The organism is Nitratireductor sp. CH_MIT9313-5, from assembly GCF_037029545.1.
In the GTDB taxonomy this organism is placed as follows: Bacteria; Pseudomonadota; Alphaproteobacteria; order Rhizobiales; family Rhizobiaceae; genus Chelativorans.
On the sequence record NZ_JAYMER010000010.1, the window covers coordinates 326397 to 344588 of the forward strand.

An 18192-nucleotide genomic window follows, 5' to 3' on the forward strand; every position below is an offset into this window, starting at 1 on the left:
AAGACCACATTGTAGATCAAGGTTCGCCGAGAGACATTGCCTCGTCAAACCATCCATATAAGGCTACGGTCAAAATCTATTGCGCTACGGAGGGATAATCCCGAATGAGCACTAAGGCATCCAAGGCAAAATTCACAAAAGCAAATTCCAGTATCGGTGAGGAGCGCTTGCGCGAAGCGATGGTGGCGCGCGCACCGTCCGAAGACCTGGCTGCCTATGACCGTAGCGATGTCGACCACGCGGTAAGGCTGGCGGCAGCCTGCCTTGCGGTGCACAAGCCCGGCGACAGCATCGTCGAGATCGAACCGGTCTCCGATATCCGCCACGAGGGCCGCGCGGTGACGACGATCACCGTCGTTAATGACAACATGCCGTTCCTGTTCGATTCGGTGCTCGGCGAGATCGCAGATTCAGGCGGTGAACCGATCCTGGTGCTGCATCCTGTCCTCCTTGTGCGTCATGACGCCCACGGCGTAAGTGAGGTGCTTGGCGATGCCTCGGTCAAGGCTGTGGCCGATGCAGAAAAGGTCAGTCTCATCCACGTGCATCTGCCGCGCCTTTCGGAAGAGGATTGCCAGGCACTCAAGGAGCGGCTCTGCCATATTCTGGCGCAGGTGCGTGCTGCGGTCACCGACTGGAAGCCGATGCTGGCGCGCCTCGACCAGGAGCTGACGCGCCTGCGTTATGCCCCTGTGCCCATCGAACAGGCCCAGCTTTCCGAAGCCATCGCCTTTCTGGAATGGCTGAGAGACGACAATTTCACTTTCCTCGGCATGCGCGAGTTCCGCTACACGGGCAATGAGGAAGAGGGCACGCTTGAGCGCTCGGACAAGAAGGGGCTCGGCATCCTGTCCGATCCGAAGGTGCTTGTGCTTCGTCGTGGCACCGAGGCCGTTTCGACGACACCGGAGATCCGCGCCTTCCTGCATGGTCCGGAGCCGATCATCGTCACGAAAGCCAATGCGCGGTCTGTCGTGCATCGGCGCATCTATCTTGATTATGTAGGCGTGAAGACCTTCGATGAGGAAGGCAAGCTGACGGGCGAGCTTCGCATCGTCGGACTGTTCACCTCCACGGCCTATACAAGTTCGGTCATGAAGATCCCCTATCTGCGCTCCAAGGCGCAGGCGGTGGTTCAGAAGTCCGGCTTCGCCCCCACCGACCATTCCGGCAAGGCGCTTATGAATGTGCTGGAATCCTATCCGCGTGACGAATTGTTCCAGATCCCGGTTCAGCGATTGCGCAAGCACGCCGAAGCCATTCTGGCGCTGGGCGAGCGGCCTCGGGTTCGCGCGCTCTACCGGGTTGACCAGTTCGACCGCTTCGTTTCCGTCATCGTGTTCGTGCCGCGCGACCGCTACGATTCACGCGTGCGCGCCGAGATTGGCGAGTATTTGAAGACGGTCTTCGAGGGGCGCGTCTCCGCGTATTATCCGGCCTTTCCGGAAGGCACGCTGGCGCGCGTTCACTTCATCATCGGACGATCCGGCGGCAAGACGCCTCGCATCGATGCCGAAACGCTGGAAGCCGGTATTCGCAAGATCGTGCGAACCTGGGATGACAGCCTGCGTTCGGCGGTCGAGGATACCGCGGCAGAGCCGGAAATCGCTTCCATCGCATCCGGTTTCCCCGATGATTACCGCAACAGCTTTTCGGCAGAGACCGCGTTGGTCGACGCCAAGCGCATTGCCGCGCTTTCGGCGGATAACGAGATCGAGATCGATTTCCACCGTCACGAGGATCAGGCCGAGAACCAGGCCGCACTTCGCATCTATCACTATGGCAAGCCGGTAGCGCTCAGCCGTCGTGTGCCGCTTCTTGAGAATATGGGCTTCCGTGTCATTTCCGAACGCACATTCGAGATGGGCGAGCGCGATGGCCAAACGGTCTTCCTGCACGACATGGAGCTTGAAAATGCTTTTGCCGGTTCCATCGATCTGGAAGATGACGGCAGCCTTTTCGAAAATCTCTTCCTTTCAGTGTGGCGCGGGCGGTACGACAACGACCCGCTCAACGCGCTGGGTCAGACCGCGCATCTGCGCGCCGAGGAGATCGCGGTGCTGCGCGCCTATAGCCGCTATCTGCACCAGGCGAGCATTCCGCAAAGCCAGGACTTCATTGCGGCGACACTCAATCGTTATCCGCAGGTGTCCTCACGCCTCTTCGAGCTGTTTGTCGCGCGCTTCGATCCGCAGGGCGTGAAGGAAGAGCGGGCAGCCGAGCTTGAAAAGGAAATCGAAGATCTTCTGCAGGATGTGCCGAGCCTTGATGACGACACGATCCTGCGGCGCATGCTCAACCTCATCCAGTCGACGCTGCGCACCAACTGGTTCGCGCTGAAAGACATGCCGGAAAACCGCTCGTTGGCGCTGAAATTCGATTCTCACAAGGTTGAAGGTCTGCCGCAGCCACGTCCGTGGCGTGAGATCTTCGTCTATGGGCCGGAAGTGGAAGGCGTTCATCTGCGCTTCGGGCCGGTTGCCCGTGGCGGCTTACGCTGGTCGGATCGTGCGCAGGATTATCGCACCGAAGTGCTGGGGCTGGTGAAGGCTCAGCAGGTGAAGAATGGTGTCATCGTGCCGGTGGGCGCGAAGGGTGGTTTTTATCCGCGCCAACTGCCGGAAGGTGGGGATCGGCAGGCCGTATTCGAGGCCGGTCGCGCGGCCTATGTTAATTTCGTTTCCAGCCTCCTGTCGCTCACCGACAATCTGGATGGCGACAAGGTCGTGCCGCCGCGCAATGTGGTGCGTCATGACGAGAACGATCCCTATTTCGTGGTTGCCGCCGACAAGGGCACGGCGACATTCTCCGACACGGCGAATGGCATCAGCCAGGACCACGGCTTCTGGCTGGACGATGCCTTCGCATCTGGTGGTTCTGCCGGTTACGACCACAAGAAGATGGGCATCACGGCGCGTGGAGCGTGGGAGGCGGTGAAGCGCCATTTCCGCGAGATGAACCGCGACATTCAGAACGAGCCATTCACTGCAGCCGGTGTCGGCGATATGTCGGGCGACGTGTTCGGCAACGGCATGCTCCTGTCGCCCTGCACCAAGCTGATCGCAGCCTTCGACCATCGCGACATCTTCATTGATCCGGACCCGGACACGAAAACAAGTTTCGAAGAGCGCCAGCGCCTGTTCGACATGGGCCGGTCCAGCTGGCAGGACTACGACCAGTCGAAGCTTTCCAAGGGCGGCATGATCGTCTCTCGCAGCCAGAAGAAGATCAAGCTGACGCCGGAAGCCGCTTTAGCCATTGGCTTTGAAGGCGAGGAAGGGTCACCGACGGAGATCATGCGCGCCATCCTGAAGGCGCCGGTGGACCTCATGTGGTTCGGCGGCATCGGCACCTATATTCGCGCGACCTCTGAAACCAATGCCGAGGTCGGTGACCGCGCAAATGATGCGATCCGCGTCACGGCACCGGAGGTCAAGGCCAAGGTGATTGGCGAAGGTGCCAATCTGGGTGTGACGCAGCTGGCTCGCATCGAGTTCAACAAGCATGGCGGGCGCGCCAATTCCGATGCCATCGATAATTCCGGTGGCGTGAATTCTTCCGACGTCGAGGTGAATATCAAAATCGCGCTGGCTGCAGCAATGCGCGCAGAGACACTGACGCGGGAGGCACGCAACAAGCTGCTTGCGCAGATGACGGAAGAAGTCGCCAAGCTGGTGCTTGAGAACAACTACCAGCAGACCTTGGCGATCTCGCTTGTCGAGCAGCGCGGGCTGTCAGAGCTTCCGCACCAGTCGCGGATGATGACGCTTCTGGAGCAGCGCGGCCTGCTCGACCGGGCGGTAGAGTTCCTGCCCGGGCCGCAGGAGATCTCGGAACGCGAAGCACGCGGCGAGCCGCTGACGCGCGCGGAGATCGGCGTTCTGCTGGCCTATGCGAAGATCGTTCTGTTCGATGAGCTGGTGGCCAGCGAAATCCCGGACGAAACACATTTCGAGGCCGATCTCTTCGGCTATTTCCCGAAGGAAATGCAGAAAAAATATGCCGAGGAAATCCGCGGCCACCGTCTGCGCCGCGAGATTATTGCCACCGAGCTTGGCAATGACGTGATCAATCGTGGCGGCCCAAGCTTCATCACACGTCTGCAGGACCGCACGGGCCGGTCGGCACCGCAGATCGTTGCCGCTTACGCGGTGGTGCGCGACGGTTTCGACCTGCGATCCCTGTTTGCCGCAATCGATGCGTTGGACAACAAGATCGACGGTGCGGCGCAGCTGAAGCTATACCAGCATGTCTGGCATCTTCTGCTCTCAGCCACCGCCTGGCAGCTCAAATATGCCTCCGAGGAGGCAAATGTGGGCGAGCGCATTGCGCGTCTGCAGGCTGCACGCAAGGAGTTGGAGCCGGCACTCGACCATCTGCTGCCGGCATTCCTCTCGAACCGAAGCGAAGAGCTTCGCGCGCAGTTCGTGGCTGACGGGGCACCAGAGGAACTGGCCAAGCGGCTGGCGAGCCTCAGCGTCATCGAGCTGGTGCCGGATATCATGCTGGCGGCGGAAAAGGCCGATACGAGCCTGACCCGTGCAGCACGAACCTTCTTCGGCATTTCGGAAGCGTTCCGCATCAGCCGTATCGAGGACGCTGCGCGCACAATCACGCCTGCCGACTATTATGATGGCCTGGCGCTTAATCGTGCGACCGAAATGATCGATGCCGCGCGCCGCGATGTGGCGGTGGCTGCTATCAGGGCCAATCCGGAAGCTGATGATCCTGCAGTGCTTTGGGTTGAGTCCGGCGGAGAGCGGGTGGCGCGGGTGCGCGACCGCCTCACATCGCTCATCGATACCGGTGACATCTCGGTCTCGAAGCTCACCGTCGCGTCCGGCCTCATGGCCGATCTGAGCATCTGAAGGTGAGTGCCACGGGTGGAGTGATCGAGCAAAAGCGGGTCTCGCGGCGCGGGATCTGGGGCTGGATGCTTTTCGACTGGGCGCAGCAACCTTTCCACACGCTCATCATCACATTTGTGTTCGCGCCCTATTTCGCCTCTGCCGTTGCGCCCAATGCGGCAGAGGGGCAGGAGCTTTGGGGGCTTGCGACAGGCGTAGGCGGTCTGCTTATTGCGCTGTCCTCGCCCATTCTTGGCGCCATCGCGGATGCGTCGGGACCGCGAAAACCGTGGATCGCCGTTTTCGCAATTATCGGCATTCTCGCCAATATGGCGCTTTGGTTCGCCGTACCGGACATGCAGCATCTTTGGCTCGTGCTGGTGCTCGTCTCGCTCGCCGTATTCGGCATGGAATTCGCGGCCGTCTTCAACAATGCGATGATGCCAGGGCTGGTGCCTCGCGAGGAGTTGGGGCGGCTATCGGGCTCGGCCTGGGGGCTTGGCTATCTGGGCGGACTGGTCTCGCTCATCCTCGTGCTCGGCTTCATGTCGGCCTCGCCGGAGACGGGGCGCACCCTTCTCGGCGTCGAACCGATCTTTGGTCTGGATGCTGCGGCACGTGAAGGCGACCGAGCGGCCGGGCCCCTGACAGGTCTTTGGTTCCTCGTCTTCGTCATCCCGATGTTCCTCTTCACGCCCGATCAGCCCCGCCGCGAGGCGGTCGCTGGTGCAGTGCGGGACGGGCTGCGTCAGCTGATGAACACGCTGAAAAGCCTGCCCTCGCAGCGCAGCTATTTCAGCTTTCTCGCCTCCTCCATGCTCTATCGCGACGCGCTCAATGCGCTCTATGCATTTGGCGGCATCTATGCTGCGGGCGTTCTCGATTGGTCGATCACGCAGATCGGCCTGTTTGGCATTCTCGCCAATATCACCGGTGCGATCGGTGCATGGGCTGGCGGGCGCATGGATCAGAGGTTCGGACCGAAATTCGTGGTCTCGATCTCGATCCTTGTGCTGTCTGCCTGCTGCCTGCTGGTCATCTCCACCACGCGTAGCGAGCTGCTTTTCGTGCCCCTTGGCACCACGGACAGTTCCGCGCCCGACATCGCGTTCTTCATTGCAGGCGGTTTCATTGGTGCTGCAGGCGGTGCGATTCAGGCGGCTTCGCGCACGCTTCTGGTCGATCAGGTGCCGCAGGAGCGGTTGACGGAAGCCTTCGGCCTCTATGCGCTGTCGGGCAAGGCCACGACCTTTATCGGACCGTTCGCGGTTGCCGCGGCCACGGCATTCTTTTCGTCGCGGCTTTTCGATCTGTCGGTCGAGGATGCACAGCGACTCGGCGTGACGCCCATTCTTCTGCTCTTCGTTCTGGGGCTGGTTCTGCTGCCCATGGTGCGGCAGCGGGTTGGCGACAGCTGAGGCGCCTTTTCGATTGTGCGCGAGCGTGGCACATTTCCATCCGATTACCGGGGAGCATTTTCAATGGCCGAGACTTTCGTAATCGCGCAGGGCGGAGGCCCGACCGCCGTCATCAATCAAACCGTTGTCGGTGCGACGCTGGAAGCCAAACGGCGCTATCCGGGTGCACGTGTGCTGGGCGCGCTTCATGGTGTACGCGGCATTCGCGATGGGAATTTCGTTACGCTTTCCGATCTGAGCGAGGATGAGCTGCGCGCCATCGCGGCCACGCCTAGCGCGGCTCTCGGATCGACCCGCGACAAGCCGGATGAGGCCTATTGCGCGCAAGTGCTCAAGGGGCTGGAAGCTGTTCGTGCGGATGCCTTCATCAATATCGGTGGCAATGACACGTCCGGCACGCAGGCCATTTTGCGGGATGCCGCGGGCGGCCGCATGACCTTCATGCATGCGCCGAAGACCATCGACAATGACCTGATGGAGAACGACCACACGCCGGGCTTCATCTCGGCTGCGGAATTCGTGGCCGGCGCCTTTCTGAGCGTGGATCTGGATTTTCGCGCGCTGCCGGGCGTCTATGTCGGCATTGTCATGGGGCGCCATGCCGGGTTCCTAACGGCTGCGGCTTCTGCCTGGGCAACGGACGAGACATCCGGCCCACATCTGACCTATGTACCGGAACGTGCTTTCGATCGCAGCCGGTTCATTGAAGATGTAAAATCGGTTCTTGCCACACATGGGCGCTGCATTGTCGCGATGTCGGAGGGTGTGTCCGATGGCAGCGGCAGGTCTCTCGTCGAAAGTCTCGTCCCGCCTGAAATGCTTGAGCGCGACGCGCATGGCAATGTCCGCCTTTCCGGCACAGATCTCGGACAGGCGGTGGAGCGGATGCTGGCGGAAGATCTGCCTGGTCAGCGCGCCCGCGTCGATACACTCGGCTATCTCCCCCGCGGGAATATCGCGACGATCAACGAGACGGATGCGCGCGAGGCCTTCGAAGCGGGGGCATTTGCCGTTGCCAGTGTCGAGCAGGGCGATGGCTCGGTCGCGCTGCAGTTCGATGGTATGCGAACCGCCTTGAAGCTGGTGCCGCTCGAAGCAGTGGCTGCGAAAACCCGCCACATGCCGGAGACCTACCTGGAGCCTGAAGCGAATAAGATTTCAGCCGAAGGACGGGAGTATCTGCATCGTCTCCTGCCGCGGAAATTCGAGGTGGGGCGGGTGTTTGTCTAGGAGCTAGACAAAGACCTGACGCTCTTTCTCCACGAGCTTCGAAATGAACTCGGCGACCTTCTGCACCCGGCGCGATGGGCGCATGGATTCGTGGTAGACGAGCCAGTAGTTGCGGCGGATGGGCTGGGTGAGGTTCAACTCCACGAGTTCGGGATGGTTGCGGGCGATGAAGCTGTGCAGGATGCCTATGCCGAAACCGGCACGCACCGCCTCCACCTGGCCGAGAGCCGAGGAAACGGAATAAGCTGCTTCCCAGCCTTCATAGATCTCGGTGGCATAGTCGAGCGTTCGACTGATGATGAGGTCGGGCACATATCCGACAAGCCGGTGGTCTTTCAGCTCTTCAACCTTTGTGGGCGCCGGGTTCTCTTCGAGATATGCGCGTGAGGCATACAGGTTGAGCGTGTAGTCCACCAGCTTCTGCGCGACGAGGCGACCTTCCGTCGGACGTTCGACCGTGATTGCAATATCGGCTTCGCGGCGCGAGAGCGAAAAGGAACGGGGGACCGGGACCAGTTGCACCGACAGACCCGGATGCTGCGCGGTAAGGTGTCCAAGACGCTGTGCCAGATAGGCGACGCCGAAGCCGTCGGGCGCGCCAATGCGCACCGTGCCTGAAACCGCTTCTCCCTCACCGCCCAATTCCGCTCGGGCAGCGATCATGTCGGCTTCCATGCGCTCTGCCGATTCCATCAGGCGCTCGCCGGCTGGCGTCAGCTCCGATCCAGTGGTCAGTCGATGGAAGAGCTGTGTGCCCAGCGACTCTTCAAGTGCAGCGACCCTGCGGGAGACGGTCGCGTGATTGAGGCCCAGGCGTTTAGCGGCGCCCAGGATTTGCCCCGCGCGCGCGACAGCCAGAAAAATCCTCACATCATCCCAATTCATGGACGCTCCTCCCGTTAAGCGTTTTATGCACGCGACATATTATTGCGCATTTAATTTTTGCACAACGGCTTGTTTTCCGCGCGCGTTGCTTTTGCTGTGTGGAGCGGAGAAAATGAAGGCGAATTAAAAGGTATCCCGCATCTCCCGGCGCGGTGCCTGCCGCCGGACCGCACTGGCGGGTAACATGAACGCAGGACGCGATTTGGAGGCATCCAGTGGAAGAATACGGGCATTTTATCGGTGGCAAGCATGTGGCTGGCAAAAGCGGGCGCAGCCAGGATGTAATGCAGCCCATGGACGGCACGGTACGCGCGAAAGTGGCGCTGGCTTCGGCAGCCGAGCTGCGTGAGGCGGTGGAGAATGCCAAGGCAGCTCAGCCAGCCTGGGCGGCGACCAATCCGCAGCGGCGCGTACGTGTTCTGCGAAAGTTTTTGGAGCTTGCGCATCGCGATTATGACGATTTGGCCGAGCTTCTGGCACGCGAGCATGGCAAGACGATCCCCGATGCGAAGGGGGATCTTCAGCGCGGTCTCGAGGTTGTCGAGGTCTGCCTCGGTGCACCGCATATGATGAAGGGTGAATATACCGAAGGTGCCGGTCCGGGCATTGATGTCTATTCCATGCGCCAGCCGCTTGGCGTGGTGGCCGGTATCACGCCCTTCAACTTTCCCGCAATGATTCCGCTTTGGAAGATTGCTCCGGCCATTGTCTGCGGTAACGCCTTCATCCTGAAGCCGTCGGAGCGCGATCCGGGCGTGCCGATGAAGCTTGCAGAGCTTTTCATCGAAGCCGGTCTGCCTGAAGGTGTTTTGAATGTGGTCAACGGCGACAAGGAGGCGGTTGACGCCATTCTTGATGATCCGGACATCAAGGCTGTCGGCTTTGTCGGCTCCACGCCGATCGCGCAATATATCTACAGCCGTGCAGCCGCTACCGGCAAACGCGCGCAGTGCTTTGGCGGCGCGAAGAACCATCTCATCATCATGCCGGATGCCGACATGGACCAGACCGTGGATGCGTTGATTGGCGCGGGTTACGGCTCGGCGGGCGAGCGCTGCATGGCCGTCTCCGTCGCGGTGCCGGTGGGCGAGGAAACTGCAAACCGGCTCGTGGAAAAGCTCATCCCGCGGGTGGAGAGCCTCAAGGTTGGCCCGTCCACCGACAGCTCGGCCGATTTCGGCCCGCTGGTAACAGCCGATGCGCTGGAGCGGGTGAAGAACTATGTCGATCTGGGCGTGAAGGAAGGCGCAAAGCTCGTCGTGGACGGCCGCGACTTCAAGATGCAGGGCTATGAGAACGGCTACTATATGGGCGGCTGCCTCTTTGACAATGTCACGCCCGACATGCGCATCTACAAGGAAGAGATCTTCGGGCCTGTTCTTTCGGTGGTGCGTGCGAAGAACTATGAGGAAGCGCTGGCGCTCCCCAACGACCACGAATACGGCAATGGTGTCGCGATCTTCACCCGCGATGGCGATGCGGCGCGAGACTTCGCGGCTCGGGTTGATGTGGGCATGGTCGGTGTGAATGTGCCGATCCCGGTGCCAATTGCCTATTACACTTTCGGTGGCTGGAAAGCGTCTGCCTTCGGCGACCTGAACCAGCACGGACCCGATGCCTTCCGCTTCTACACGAAAACGAAGACGGTTACTTCGCGCTGGCCTTCCGGGGTGAAGGATGGAGCGGAGTTTGTCATCCCGACCATGAACTGAGAAAGCCGGCTCCTCCCGGGAACTTGTAGCCCTGCCTCCTCCGGAGGCGGGGCTTTTCTTCTTTGGCCAGCCGTTTCGATGCAGTGTGAGCCGCAGATCCGAAGCGTTGCGCAGCTGCAACTCTCATTAATGTGAATGCCGTGGATACAAGGGCGAGGGAACGCCTGTGCCGCGAATCCGTTACCTCCCGGACAAGACGCTAAAAAAGCGTGAATGATTGAGCGATGCCCCGTCAGACGACCGACGAGGTGGCAGGAGGTACAAAATGATTAAGGCCATGAAAGCCGGCTTCGGCTTGACGGCGCTTGCCGCCGTCGCACTCTTCACCGGATCGCAGCAGGCTACCAGTGAGGCGAGCGTTTGCGCGCCACGTGACGATCTGGTCAACCAGCTCGGCCTTCAGTTCAACGAAAGCCAGAAGGCTGTCGGTATGCTGGGTGCGGAAGCGGTGATGGAAGTCTTCACATCCAGCCAAGGCAGCTGGACGATACTCACGACCGATGTGAATGGTAACAGCTGCATCATGGCCGCCGGAGAGGGCTGGGACGACAACTTCTCCACACTCGTGGGGCAGGGCGTCTGAGGACTGAATTGCCCCGATCCGCTCAAGCACCTGGTGCTTCAGATGCGCGCTGCGGCTTCGGCGTTTCGCCGAAGCAGGGTCACGAGCTGATCCGCAGCCTTTGCCGCTTCGCGTTCGTCCCCATCAAGAATGGCCTGGATAACGTGGATATGTTGCTCTGCCGCAGGAGCAAGACCTGAATCCGCTTGAAAGCGATACCAGAAGCGTCGGCTATGGGTCTGCAGAGGTGCAGCGGCGCGTGCTGCGTGCGGATTGTCTGATGCCAGCGCCATAGCTTCATCCACCTCACGATCTGCTTCTAGAAAAGCCATGGCATTGCCTGCCACGGTCGCCTTCTGCATGCGTAGCGCTGCATGGCGGAATTGTGCCGCCAGATCTGCCGTCACGAAACGGGCTGCAGACTTTGCCAGCGTCACCTCCAGCCCGCGTCGGGCATCAATAACCTTCAGCCAGTCACTGGCATTAAGCGGGGCGATAGCGAGCCCGGCGCGCGGCCTGACCTCCACCAAACCTTCCCATGACAGTCTCTGAATGGCTTCCCGCACCGGGGTCCGCCCGAGTTTCAGGACATCGATGAGTGCGCCTTCCGTGGTGACAGTACGCGGTGGAAGTTCCAACGTGACGATCATTTTCTCCAACGCGCGATAAGCACGCATTGCGGCAGGTTCCGTGGTCGGTGGCGCGAAGGGAATCATTTGAGTCCTTGTTGATATATCTGACCCCTTCATAGCTGGTGCGGCTTCCCAAGCACCAGCATGTTCGAGATATATCAACAGAGTTATGCGCAACAACGATTGTAGCGGTGGCGGGATTGCAGTCAGGGCGTGCCATGCGGCGCTTTAAGTGCTGCATTAACTGTCTCCCGCAACACAAGTCTCTTGCAGCCCAGGGGTCGGATGGGCAGCAATGGAATATCAGAGGACGGGAGTGCGGATGAGGTCATCTGCAAGCAGGTGAGGGGGGAGCCAAGTGGCTGAAAACATCGTGGTGCTCGGCGGCGGCATAATCGGCGTCAATGTGGCTGCGCATCTTGCCGAAGCCGGGCAGAAGGTTCTGATTGTCGATCGCTCCGGTATCTGCGAGGAAACGAGTTCAGGAAATGCTGGTGCCCTGGCTTTTGCGGATGTGCTGCCACTTTCGCAGAAGGGCATGATGGGGCAGGTGCCGCGCTGGCTGTTTGACCCGCTCGGTCCCTTTGCAATTCCACCGGCATACGCTCTGCAGATCGCGCCTTGGTTGGTTCGCTTTCTCATCGCAAGCAGACCTCAACGCTATGAAAGCGCACTGGCGGCGCAGGCTTCCCTGATGAAGCTTTCCGCCAAAGCCTGGCCAGACCTGCTCAAGCGCGCGGGCAGCATCGACATGCTGCACAAAGAGGGCAGTCTCGAGCTTTACACGAGCGAGGCCGCGTTCAAGGCTTCGCTCCCGGGTTGGGACGCCCGCGCGAAATGCGGAATCTCGTTCACTCATGTCGAGGGGGCCGAGCTCGAAGCCATTCAACCGGGGCTTGCGCCGTTCATAAAGCGCGGCACCTATGTTCCTGGCTGGTACACGGTTGCCGATCCGCGTCAGGTGGGACAGCGGGTGTGGGCGCATGCGGAGGCTCATGGTGCGCGGTTCCTGCCCGGAGAGGTTGCCACGATAACGCGTGAGGGCGATAGCCTGCGGCTTAGCTTCACGGATGGACGCAGTGTTGATTGCCGGAAAATTGTCGTGGCGGCCGGTGCCTATTCCCGAAAATTTGCCAGACTGTTCGGCGACACGATCCCGCTCGAGACGGAGCGGGGTTATAACACCACGCTTCCCCTTGATGCGTTCCCCATTGCCAAGCAACTCATCTTCGGCGGGCACGGCTTCATTGTTTCTCCCCTTGCTACCGGCATCCGGATCGGTGGAGCGGTGGAGCTTGGCGGGTTGAAGCGTCCGCCAAATTATGCACGTGCGCAGGCAATGCTGGAGAAGGCCTCGCGCTTTCTGCCCGGCCTGAAGCGCGAGGGAGGGCGCCAGTGGATGGGCTACCGTCCGTCATTGCCGGATTCGCTGCCGGTGATCGGCCGTTCACGCCGCGATCGCGACGTGGTCCTGGCGTTCGGGCATGGTCATCTTGGGCTCACACAAGGGGCGGCAACTGGAAAGATCGTGCGCAGCCTTGTTCTTGAGGAAGCGCCGCCGGTTGACCTCTCTGCGTTCAGTCCGCAGCGGTTCTGATCGTTTCTCAAGATCAGTGGAAGTCTCGGATTGCATTGGTGTTTCATGTACTCACCAAGTGCCCAGACAAGGTTTGCCCTGCTGCATGGGAGTGGCATGAGATGCGTATGACCGTGAATGGTGTACGGGAGAATCTGTCCGCGCCGTAACACCGTTGCCGAAGAACTTGAGTGCGCGCAAGAATAGTGCGCGGTTAGCGCCTCTATTCGGGGATTGTTCGAAAATTTGAAAAAAATCTGGCCTTCAACACAAGGACATTGCACAGTGCGGGTGATAGCCTCCCCGCCACGGTTAAGCCACAATGCGGGCATGGCACGATAAACAAGGTCGCAGGAAAAATATTGGACCAAGAGAAGTCCGACCAGGCGACCAGGGAACAACAATTACGTAGCGGCTTCACCTCAAGCCGCTCAGGGGAGATACGCGAAATATGGAATATTTCGTCCAGCAGCTTATCAACGGGCTGACGCTGGGTTCCATCTATGGTCTCATCGCCATCGGCTACACGATGGTGTACGGCATCATCGGCATGATCAACTTCGCCCACGGCGATATCTTCATGATCGGCGCGTTCATCGCGCTGGCGATGTTCCTCATTCTGACCAGTGTACTCGGCTTCGCCTTCCTGCCGCTCGTTCTGCTCATCGTGGTGATCGTCGCCATGATCTTCACCTCCGCCTGGGGGTGGACGGTTGAACGTCTGGCCTATCGGCCCTTGCGCGGTTCGTTCCGCCTTGCGCCCCTGATCACGGCCATCGGCATGTCGATCGTTCTGCAGAACTTCGTGCAGATCACGCAAGGTGCCCGCGTCAAGCCGCTGCCGCCGCAGATCCAGGGTGGCATCACCTTGATGGAAGGCAACACGGAAACCGGCGCCATTGTCGTCCAGCTTTCCTACATGCAGATCATCATCATCCTGACGACGCTCGTGCTGATGGCTGGTTTCACCATGCTCATCAATCGCACCTCGCTGGGTCGCGCGCAGCGCGCCTGTGAGCAGGATCGCAAGATGGCGGCCCTTCTGGGCGTCAATGTCGACCGCACGATTTCGCTGACCTTCGTGATGGGCGCCGCACTTGCTGCCGTTGCCGGTCTCATGTTCCTGCTGCTTTACGGTGTGATCGACTTCTATATCGGCTTCCTTGCCGGCGTTAAGGCGTTCACCGCGGCTGTTCTTGGTGGCATCGGCTCGCTTCCCGGCGCGATGCTCGGTGGCCTGCTGATTGGCCTGATCGAAGTGTTCTGGTCAGGCTATTTCACGGTTGAGTACAAGGACGTTGCCGCGTTCTCGATCCTCGCGATCGTGCTCATCTTCCTGCCATCCGGCCTGCTAGGCCAACCCGAAGTGGAGAAGGTGTGATGGCTGGACCTGCAAAGAATGTACCGGCGGACATCCAAAAGCCCGCCGGAGCTCAAGCCAAGGCAGAAGCGCGCCGCGACGGCACGCAACCGCCTGTTCCAACCGGAAAGACCATGCAGGATTCGTTGCGTGATGCGCTGACGGCTGCCGTTCTGGTTGGCGTGCTTGGCCTGTTCTTCATCAATGTGCGCACGGACATCGCACCGGGTGGGCTGGACGTTACCACTCGCTGGGTGGCGTGGTTCGTCTCGATCCTGATTGCGTTTGCCGGGCGGCTGGCGCTCAACGTCTTCGTGTTCAATGCGCGCAAGCCCGCAACGGAAACACTGGGCAAGAAGGTCGCCGCACTCGGCAATGCAGCACCGGGAACAGGCAAGTGGCTCCTGCGCGGGCTTTTCATCTTCGCCTGTATCCTGCCTTTCTTCTTCACGATGCTCTTCCCGGGTCGCGACCGTCAGTTCATTGATCTGGCGATCCTGATCATGACCTACATCATGCTCGGCTGGGGTCTGAATATCGTGGTGGGGCTCGCGGGCCTTCTCGATTTGGGCTACGTCGCCTTCTACGCCGTGGGTGCCTATTCCTTCGCGCTTCTGGCCCAGTATTTCGACTTCATCGGCTTCTGGGTGGCACTGCCGCTTGCCGGTCTTCTGGCCGCGGTCTGGGGTATGGTGCTTGGTTTCCCGGTGCTCAGACTTCGGGGCGACTACCTGGCCATCGTCACGCTGGCCTTTGGTGAGATCATCCGCGTCGTGCTGTTGAACTGGTATGAATTTACCGGCGGTCCTGACGGCATTTCGGGCATTCCGAAGCCAACCTTCTTCGGTCTGGAACTGAAACGTGGCGAGGGTGGATTTGCCGACTTCTTCGGCATTGCCTATGACCCGATCCACCGGTTCATCTTCCTCTATTACATCATCTTCGCCCTCGCGCTCCTGACGAACTTCGTCACGATGCGACTACGGCGACTGCCTATCGGTCGTGCCTGGGAAGCGCTGCGTGAAGATGAGATCGCCTGCCGTTCACTTGGCATCAACACCCGCAACACGAAACTGACCGCCTTCTCGATTGGCGCGATGTTTGGTGGTTTCGCCGGGTCGTTCTTTGCAACGCGCCAGGGCTTCATCTCGCCGGAGAGCTTCACCTTCCTGGAATCGGCCATCATCCTTGCCATCGTGGTTCTGGGTGGTCTCGGGTCGCAGGTGGGCGTGGTCATTGCCTCGGTCGTCATGATCGGTGGCATTGAGATGCTGCGTAATCTCGGTTTCCTCAGCCAGGTGTTTGGTCCCGGCTTCGATCCGGTCCAGTACCGCATGCTGATCTTCGGCCTCGCCATGGTTCTGATCATGGTCTGGAAACCGCGCGGGCTTGTCTCGACGCGTGAACCTTCGGCTGTTCTCAAGGAGAAGAAGAAGATCGGCGCTGACATGGTTGCACAGGGTGAGGGTCACTGATGAACGCGATGACGGGAAAGAAAGCGCCCGAGGGCGCAGCGCTTCGTCGTTGGGAGCAGGACCCTGTTCTCTCGGTGGAGCATCTGACGATGCGATTCGGCGGACTGGTCGCAGTCGGCGACCTCTCCTTCGATGTGGGGCGGGGTGACATCACCGCCCTGATCGGGCCGAATGGCGCGGGCAAGACCACGGTCTTCAACTGCGTGACCGGCTTCTACAAGCCGACCGAAGGACGCATCATCATGCGTCACGGTCCGGGGCGACAGGACGATACGGTGAAGACGGTCACCGACAGCGGTCTGCGCTTCCATAAGGAGGGTGGCCAAGGGGTTTATCTTCTGGAGCGGATGCCCGACCATGAAATCTCGCACAAGGCTAAAGTGGCGCGTACCTTCCAGAATATCCGCCTGTTTGGCGGCATGACCTGCCTGGAAAACCTGCTCGTTGCGCAGCACAATCCGCTGGTGGTCGCGTCAGGCTTCTCCATCGGCGGCATTCTTGGACTGCCGAGCTACAAGAAGGCGGAAGAAGAGGCGATCGAGAAAGCCGTCTACTGGCTTGAGCGCACGCATCTCATCGACCGCGCCGACGATCCGGCGTCCGATCTTCCCTATGGTGCACAGCGCCGTCTGGAGATTGCACGCGCCATGTGCACCGGGCCCGAGCTTCTGTGCCTGGACGAGCCTGCAGCCGGTCTGAACCCGCGTGAATCCGCCGAGCTCAACGAGCTGCTGCGCTATATCCGCGACGAACATGGTACCTCGGTGCTGCTGATCGAGCACGATATGGGCGTCGTGATGGAGATCTCCGATCACATCATCGTCCTGGATTACGGTGTGAAGATTTCGGACGGTACGGCCGACGAGGTGAAAGCCGATCCGAAGGTGATCGCCGCCTATCTTGGCGTGGATGACGAGGAAGAGATTGACGTTCCCGAAGTCCTGGAGGACGTGAAGGAAGTCGTCGAGGAGCATGAAGAACAGGTTCATGCCTCGTCGGATGTTCCGGAAGTTCAGGAAATCGTCATTGCCGATGCCGGGAATTATCCGGGTCGTCAGCCGCTTGGGACCATCAATCCTCCGGCCTCTGGCGCCAACAACCTGACCCGCATCAAGGGTATCGGTCCGCAGAACGAGCGCAAGCTGAACGCGCTTGGCATCTGGACCTTCGGGCAGATTGCAGCCTGGGGGCAGGAAGAGGTCGAGTGGGTCGGCTCCTACCTCGCGTTCCCCGGTCGTATCGAGCGGGAGGGATGGGTAAGCCAGGCCCGTGTTCTGGCCGAAGGCGGAGACACGGAATTCTCCAAGCGCGTCGATGGAGGCAAGGTTTCGTCCAGCCGCCCCGGTCGTGGTGCGGCCAAGAACAATAATGGAGGCAAGGTATGACGAACGCGGCAGATACATTGCTTTCGGTCCGCGGCGTCGAGACCTATTACGGAAAGATCTGCGCCTTGCGCGGCGTGGATCTTGAGGTGCATCGCGGAGAGATCGTGACGATGATCGGCGCCAATGGTGCCGGGAAGTCCACTCTCATGATGACGATCTGCGGCAATCCGCAGGCGCGCACCGGACAGATCATCTATGACGGTGTGGACATCACTTCGATGCCCACCCACGAGATCATGCGCATGAGCATCGCCCAGTCTCCAGAAGGGCGACGCATTTTCCCGCGCATGACCGTGATGGAAAATCTGCAAATGGGCGCTTCGCTCGTCGACCCGAAGCACTTCAAGTCGGACCTGGAAAAGGTGTTCACCCTTTTCCCGCGTCTGAAGGAGCGTCAGCATCAACGTGGCGGCACGCTATCGGGTGGCGAACAGCAAATGCTGGCCATCGGACGCGCGCTCATGAGCCGGCCGAAGCTTCTGCTTCTGGACGAGCCATCGCTTGGTCTGGCACCACTGATCGTGAAGCAGATCTTCGATGCCATTCGCGAACTGAACGAGACCGAGGGGCTGACCGTATTCCTGGTGGAGCAGAACGCATTCCATGCGCTCAAGCTCGCCCATCGCGGCTATGTGATGGTCAATGGCAACATCACGATGAGCGGCACGGGGCAGGAACTTCTCAAGAAAGAAGAAGTACGTGCAGCCTATCTTGAAGGAGGGGCACACTGATGGACGGCAATGCAAACGGTCTCATCTGGGAAGTTTCCATCTGGGAATTCGTCTTCGTCACCGTGCTTTTGGCAGGCGGTGCCGCCTATCTGACCGGAAAGGCAGTGGCGAGCGCCTGGCAGCCCAATCTGCAGCTTGCAGCCTATGTGTTGCTTCTTGGGCTTGCGACGCGCTTCATCCATTTCGCGCTCTTCAACGGCACGCTTTTGTCGCCATACTATTACATCGTTGATGTACTGGTGCTTATGGCGATTGCCTTCTTTGGCAAGCGAATCACACGGGCGCGGCAGATGAGCACGCAGTACAGTTTTCAATATTCGCGAAGCGGTCCGATCAACTGGACGAAGAAAGCCGCCGCGGATTCATGATTAACCAGAAC

The 18192-nt window shown here is 60.1% G+C and carries 13 protein-coding genes; 11 read left to right on the forward strand and 2 right to left on the reverse strand.

What is annotated here, in order from left to right; all coding sequences use genetic code 11:
• The first annotated feature begins 104 nt into the window (after positions 1–104).
• The 3 genes from WA367_RS02865 (at position 105) to WA367_RS02875 (ending at position 7495) form a co-directional block, all read left to right on the forward strand.
• Positions 105–4868: an NAD-glutamate dehydrogenase gene (locus WA367_RS02865; protein WP_336055283.1), complete on the forward strand. Its 4764-nt coding sequence runs from the start codon at positions 105–107 to the stop codon at positions 4866–4868.
• Positions 4869–4933: 65 nt separating this feature from the next.
• Complete coding sequence (locus WA367_RS02870; protein ID WP_442935532.1) at positions 4934–6265, forward strand: MFS transporter; 1332 nt, start codon at positions 4934–4936, stop codon at positions 6263–6265.
• Positions 6266–6328: 63 nt separating this feature from the next.
• Complete coding sequence (locus WA367_RS02875) at positions 6329–7495, forward strand: diphosphate--fructose-6-phosphate 1-phosphotransferase (protein ID WP_336055285.1); 1167 nt, start codon at positions 6329–6331, stop codon at positions 7493–7495.
• 3 nt (positions 7496–7498) lie between these two features.
• On the opposite strand, the gene WA367_RS02880 is transcribed toward WA367_RS02875, so the two are convergent.
• Complete coding sequence (locus WA367_RS02880; protein WP_336055286.1) at positions 7499–8380, reverse strand: LysR family transcriptional regulator; 882 nt, start codon at positions 8378–8380, stop codon at positions 7499–7501.
• A gap of 215 nt (positions 8381–8595) precedes the next feature.
• Here WA367_RS02880 and WA367_RS02885 point away from each other — a divergent pair, with 215 nt between their 5' ends.
• On the forward strand, positions 8596–10092 hold the full coding sequence (locus WA367_RS02885) for a CoA-acylating methylmalonate-semialdehyde dehydrogenase (protein ID WP_336055287.1): 1497 nt from the start codon (positions 8596–8598) through the stop codon (positions 10090–10092).
• Positions 10093–10357: 265 nt separating this feature from the next.
• Positions 10358–10675 (forward strand): hypothetical protein, encoded by a 318-nt coding sequence (locus WA367_RS02890; protein ID WP_036485830.1) that lies wholly within the window; start codon positions 10358–10360, stop codon positions 10673–10675.
• 38 nt (positions 10676–10713) lie between these two features.
• Here WA367_RS02890 and WA367_RS02895 read toward each other — a convergent pair whose 3' ends face one another.
• Positions 10714–11331: a GntR family transcriptional regulator gene (locus WA367_RS02895; protein ID WP_336055288.1), complete on the reverse strand. Its 618-nt coding sequence runs from the start codon at positions 11329–11331 to the stop codon at positions 10714–10716.
• Positions 11332–11644: 313 nt separating this feature from the next.
• Between WA367_RS02895 and WA367_RS02900 the strand changes: the two genes are divergently transcribed.
• From WA367_RS02900 to WA367_RS02925, 6 genes are all read left to right on the forward strand, one after another.
• Positions 11645–12883 carry an NAD(P)/FAD-dependent oxidoreductase gene (locus WA367_RS02900; RefSeq protein ID WP_336055289.1) on the forward strand — a complete coding sequence of 413 codons (1239 nt, stop codon included), beginning with the start codon at positions 11645–11647 and terminating at the stop codon, positions 12881–12883.
• Positions 12884–13313: 430 nt separating this feature from the next.
• Positions 13314–14243 carry an ABC transporter permease subunit gene (locus WA367_RS02905; RefSeq protein WP_336055290.1) on the forward strand — a complete coding sequence of 310 codons (930 nt, stop codon included), beginning with the start codon at positions 13314–13316 and terminating at the stop codon, positions 14241–14243.
• A complete protein-coding gene (gene livM / locus WA367_RS02910; RefSeq protein ID WP_336055291.1) occupies positions 14243–15697 on the forward strand; it encodes a high-affinity branched-chain amino acid ABC transporter permease LivM in 1455 nt (484 codons plus the stop codon). Before WA367_RS02905 ends, livM begins: the two co-directional genes overlap by 1 nt.
• Positions 15697–17082: an ATP-binding cassette domain-containing protein gene (locus WA367_RS02915; RefSeq protein WP_442935519.1), complete on the forward strand. Its 1386-nt coding sequence runs from the start codon at positions 15697–15699 to the stop codon at positions 17080–17082. The genes livM and WA367_RS02915 overlap by 1 nt, the downstream gene beginning before the upstream one ends.
• Complete coding sequence (locus WA367_RS02920) at positions 17079–17813, forward strand: ABC transporter ATP-binding protein (protein WP_336055292.1); 735 nt, start codon at positions 17079–17081, stop codon at positions 17811–17813. Before WA367_RS02915 ends, WA367_RS02920 begins: the two co-directional genes overlap by 4 nt.
• Positions 17813–18181 carry a DUF6867 family protein gene (locus tag WA367_RS02925; protein ID WP_336055293.1) on the forward strand — a complete coding sequence of 123 codons (369 nt, stop codon included), beginning with the start codon at positions 17813–17815 and terminating at the stop codon, positions 18179–18181. The genes WA367_RS02920 and WA367_RS02925 overlap by 1 nt, the downstream gene beginning before the upstream one ends.
• Positions 18182–18192: the final 11 nt, after the last annotated feature.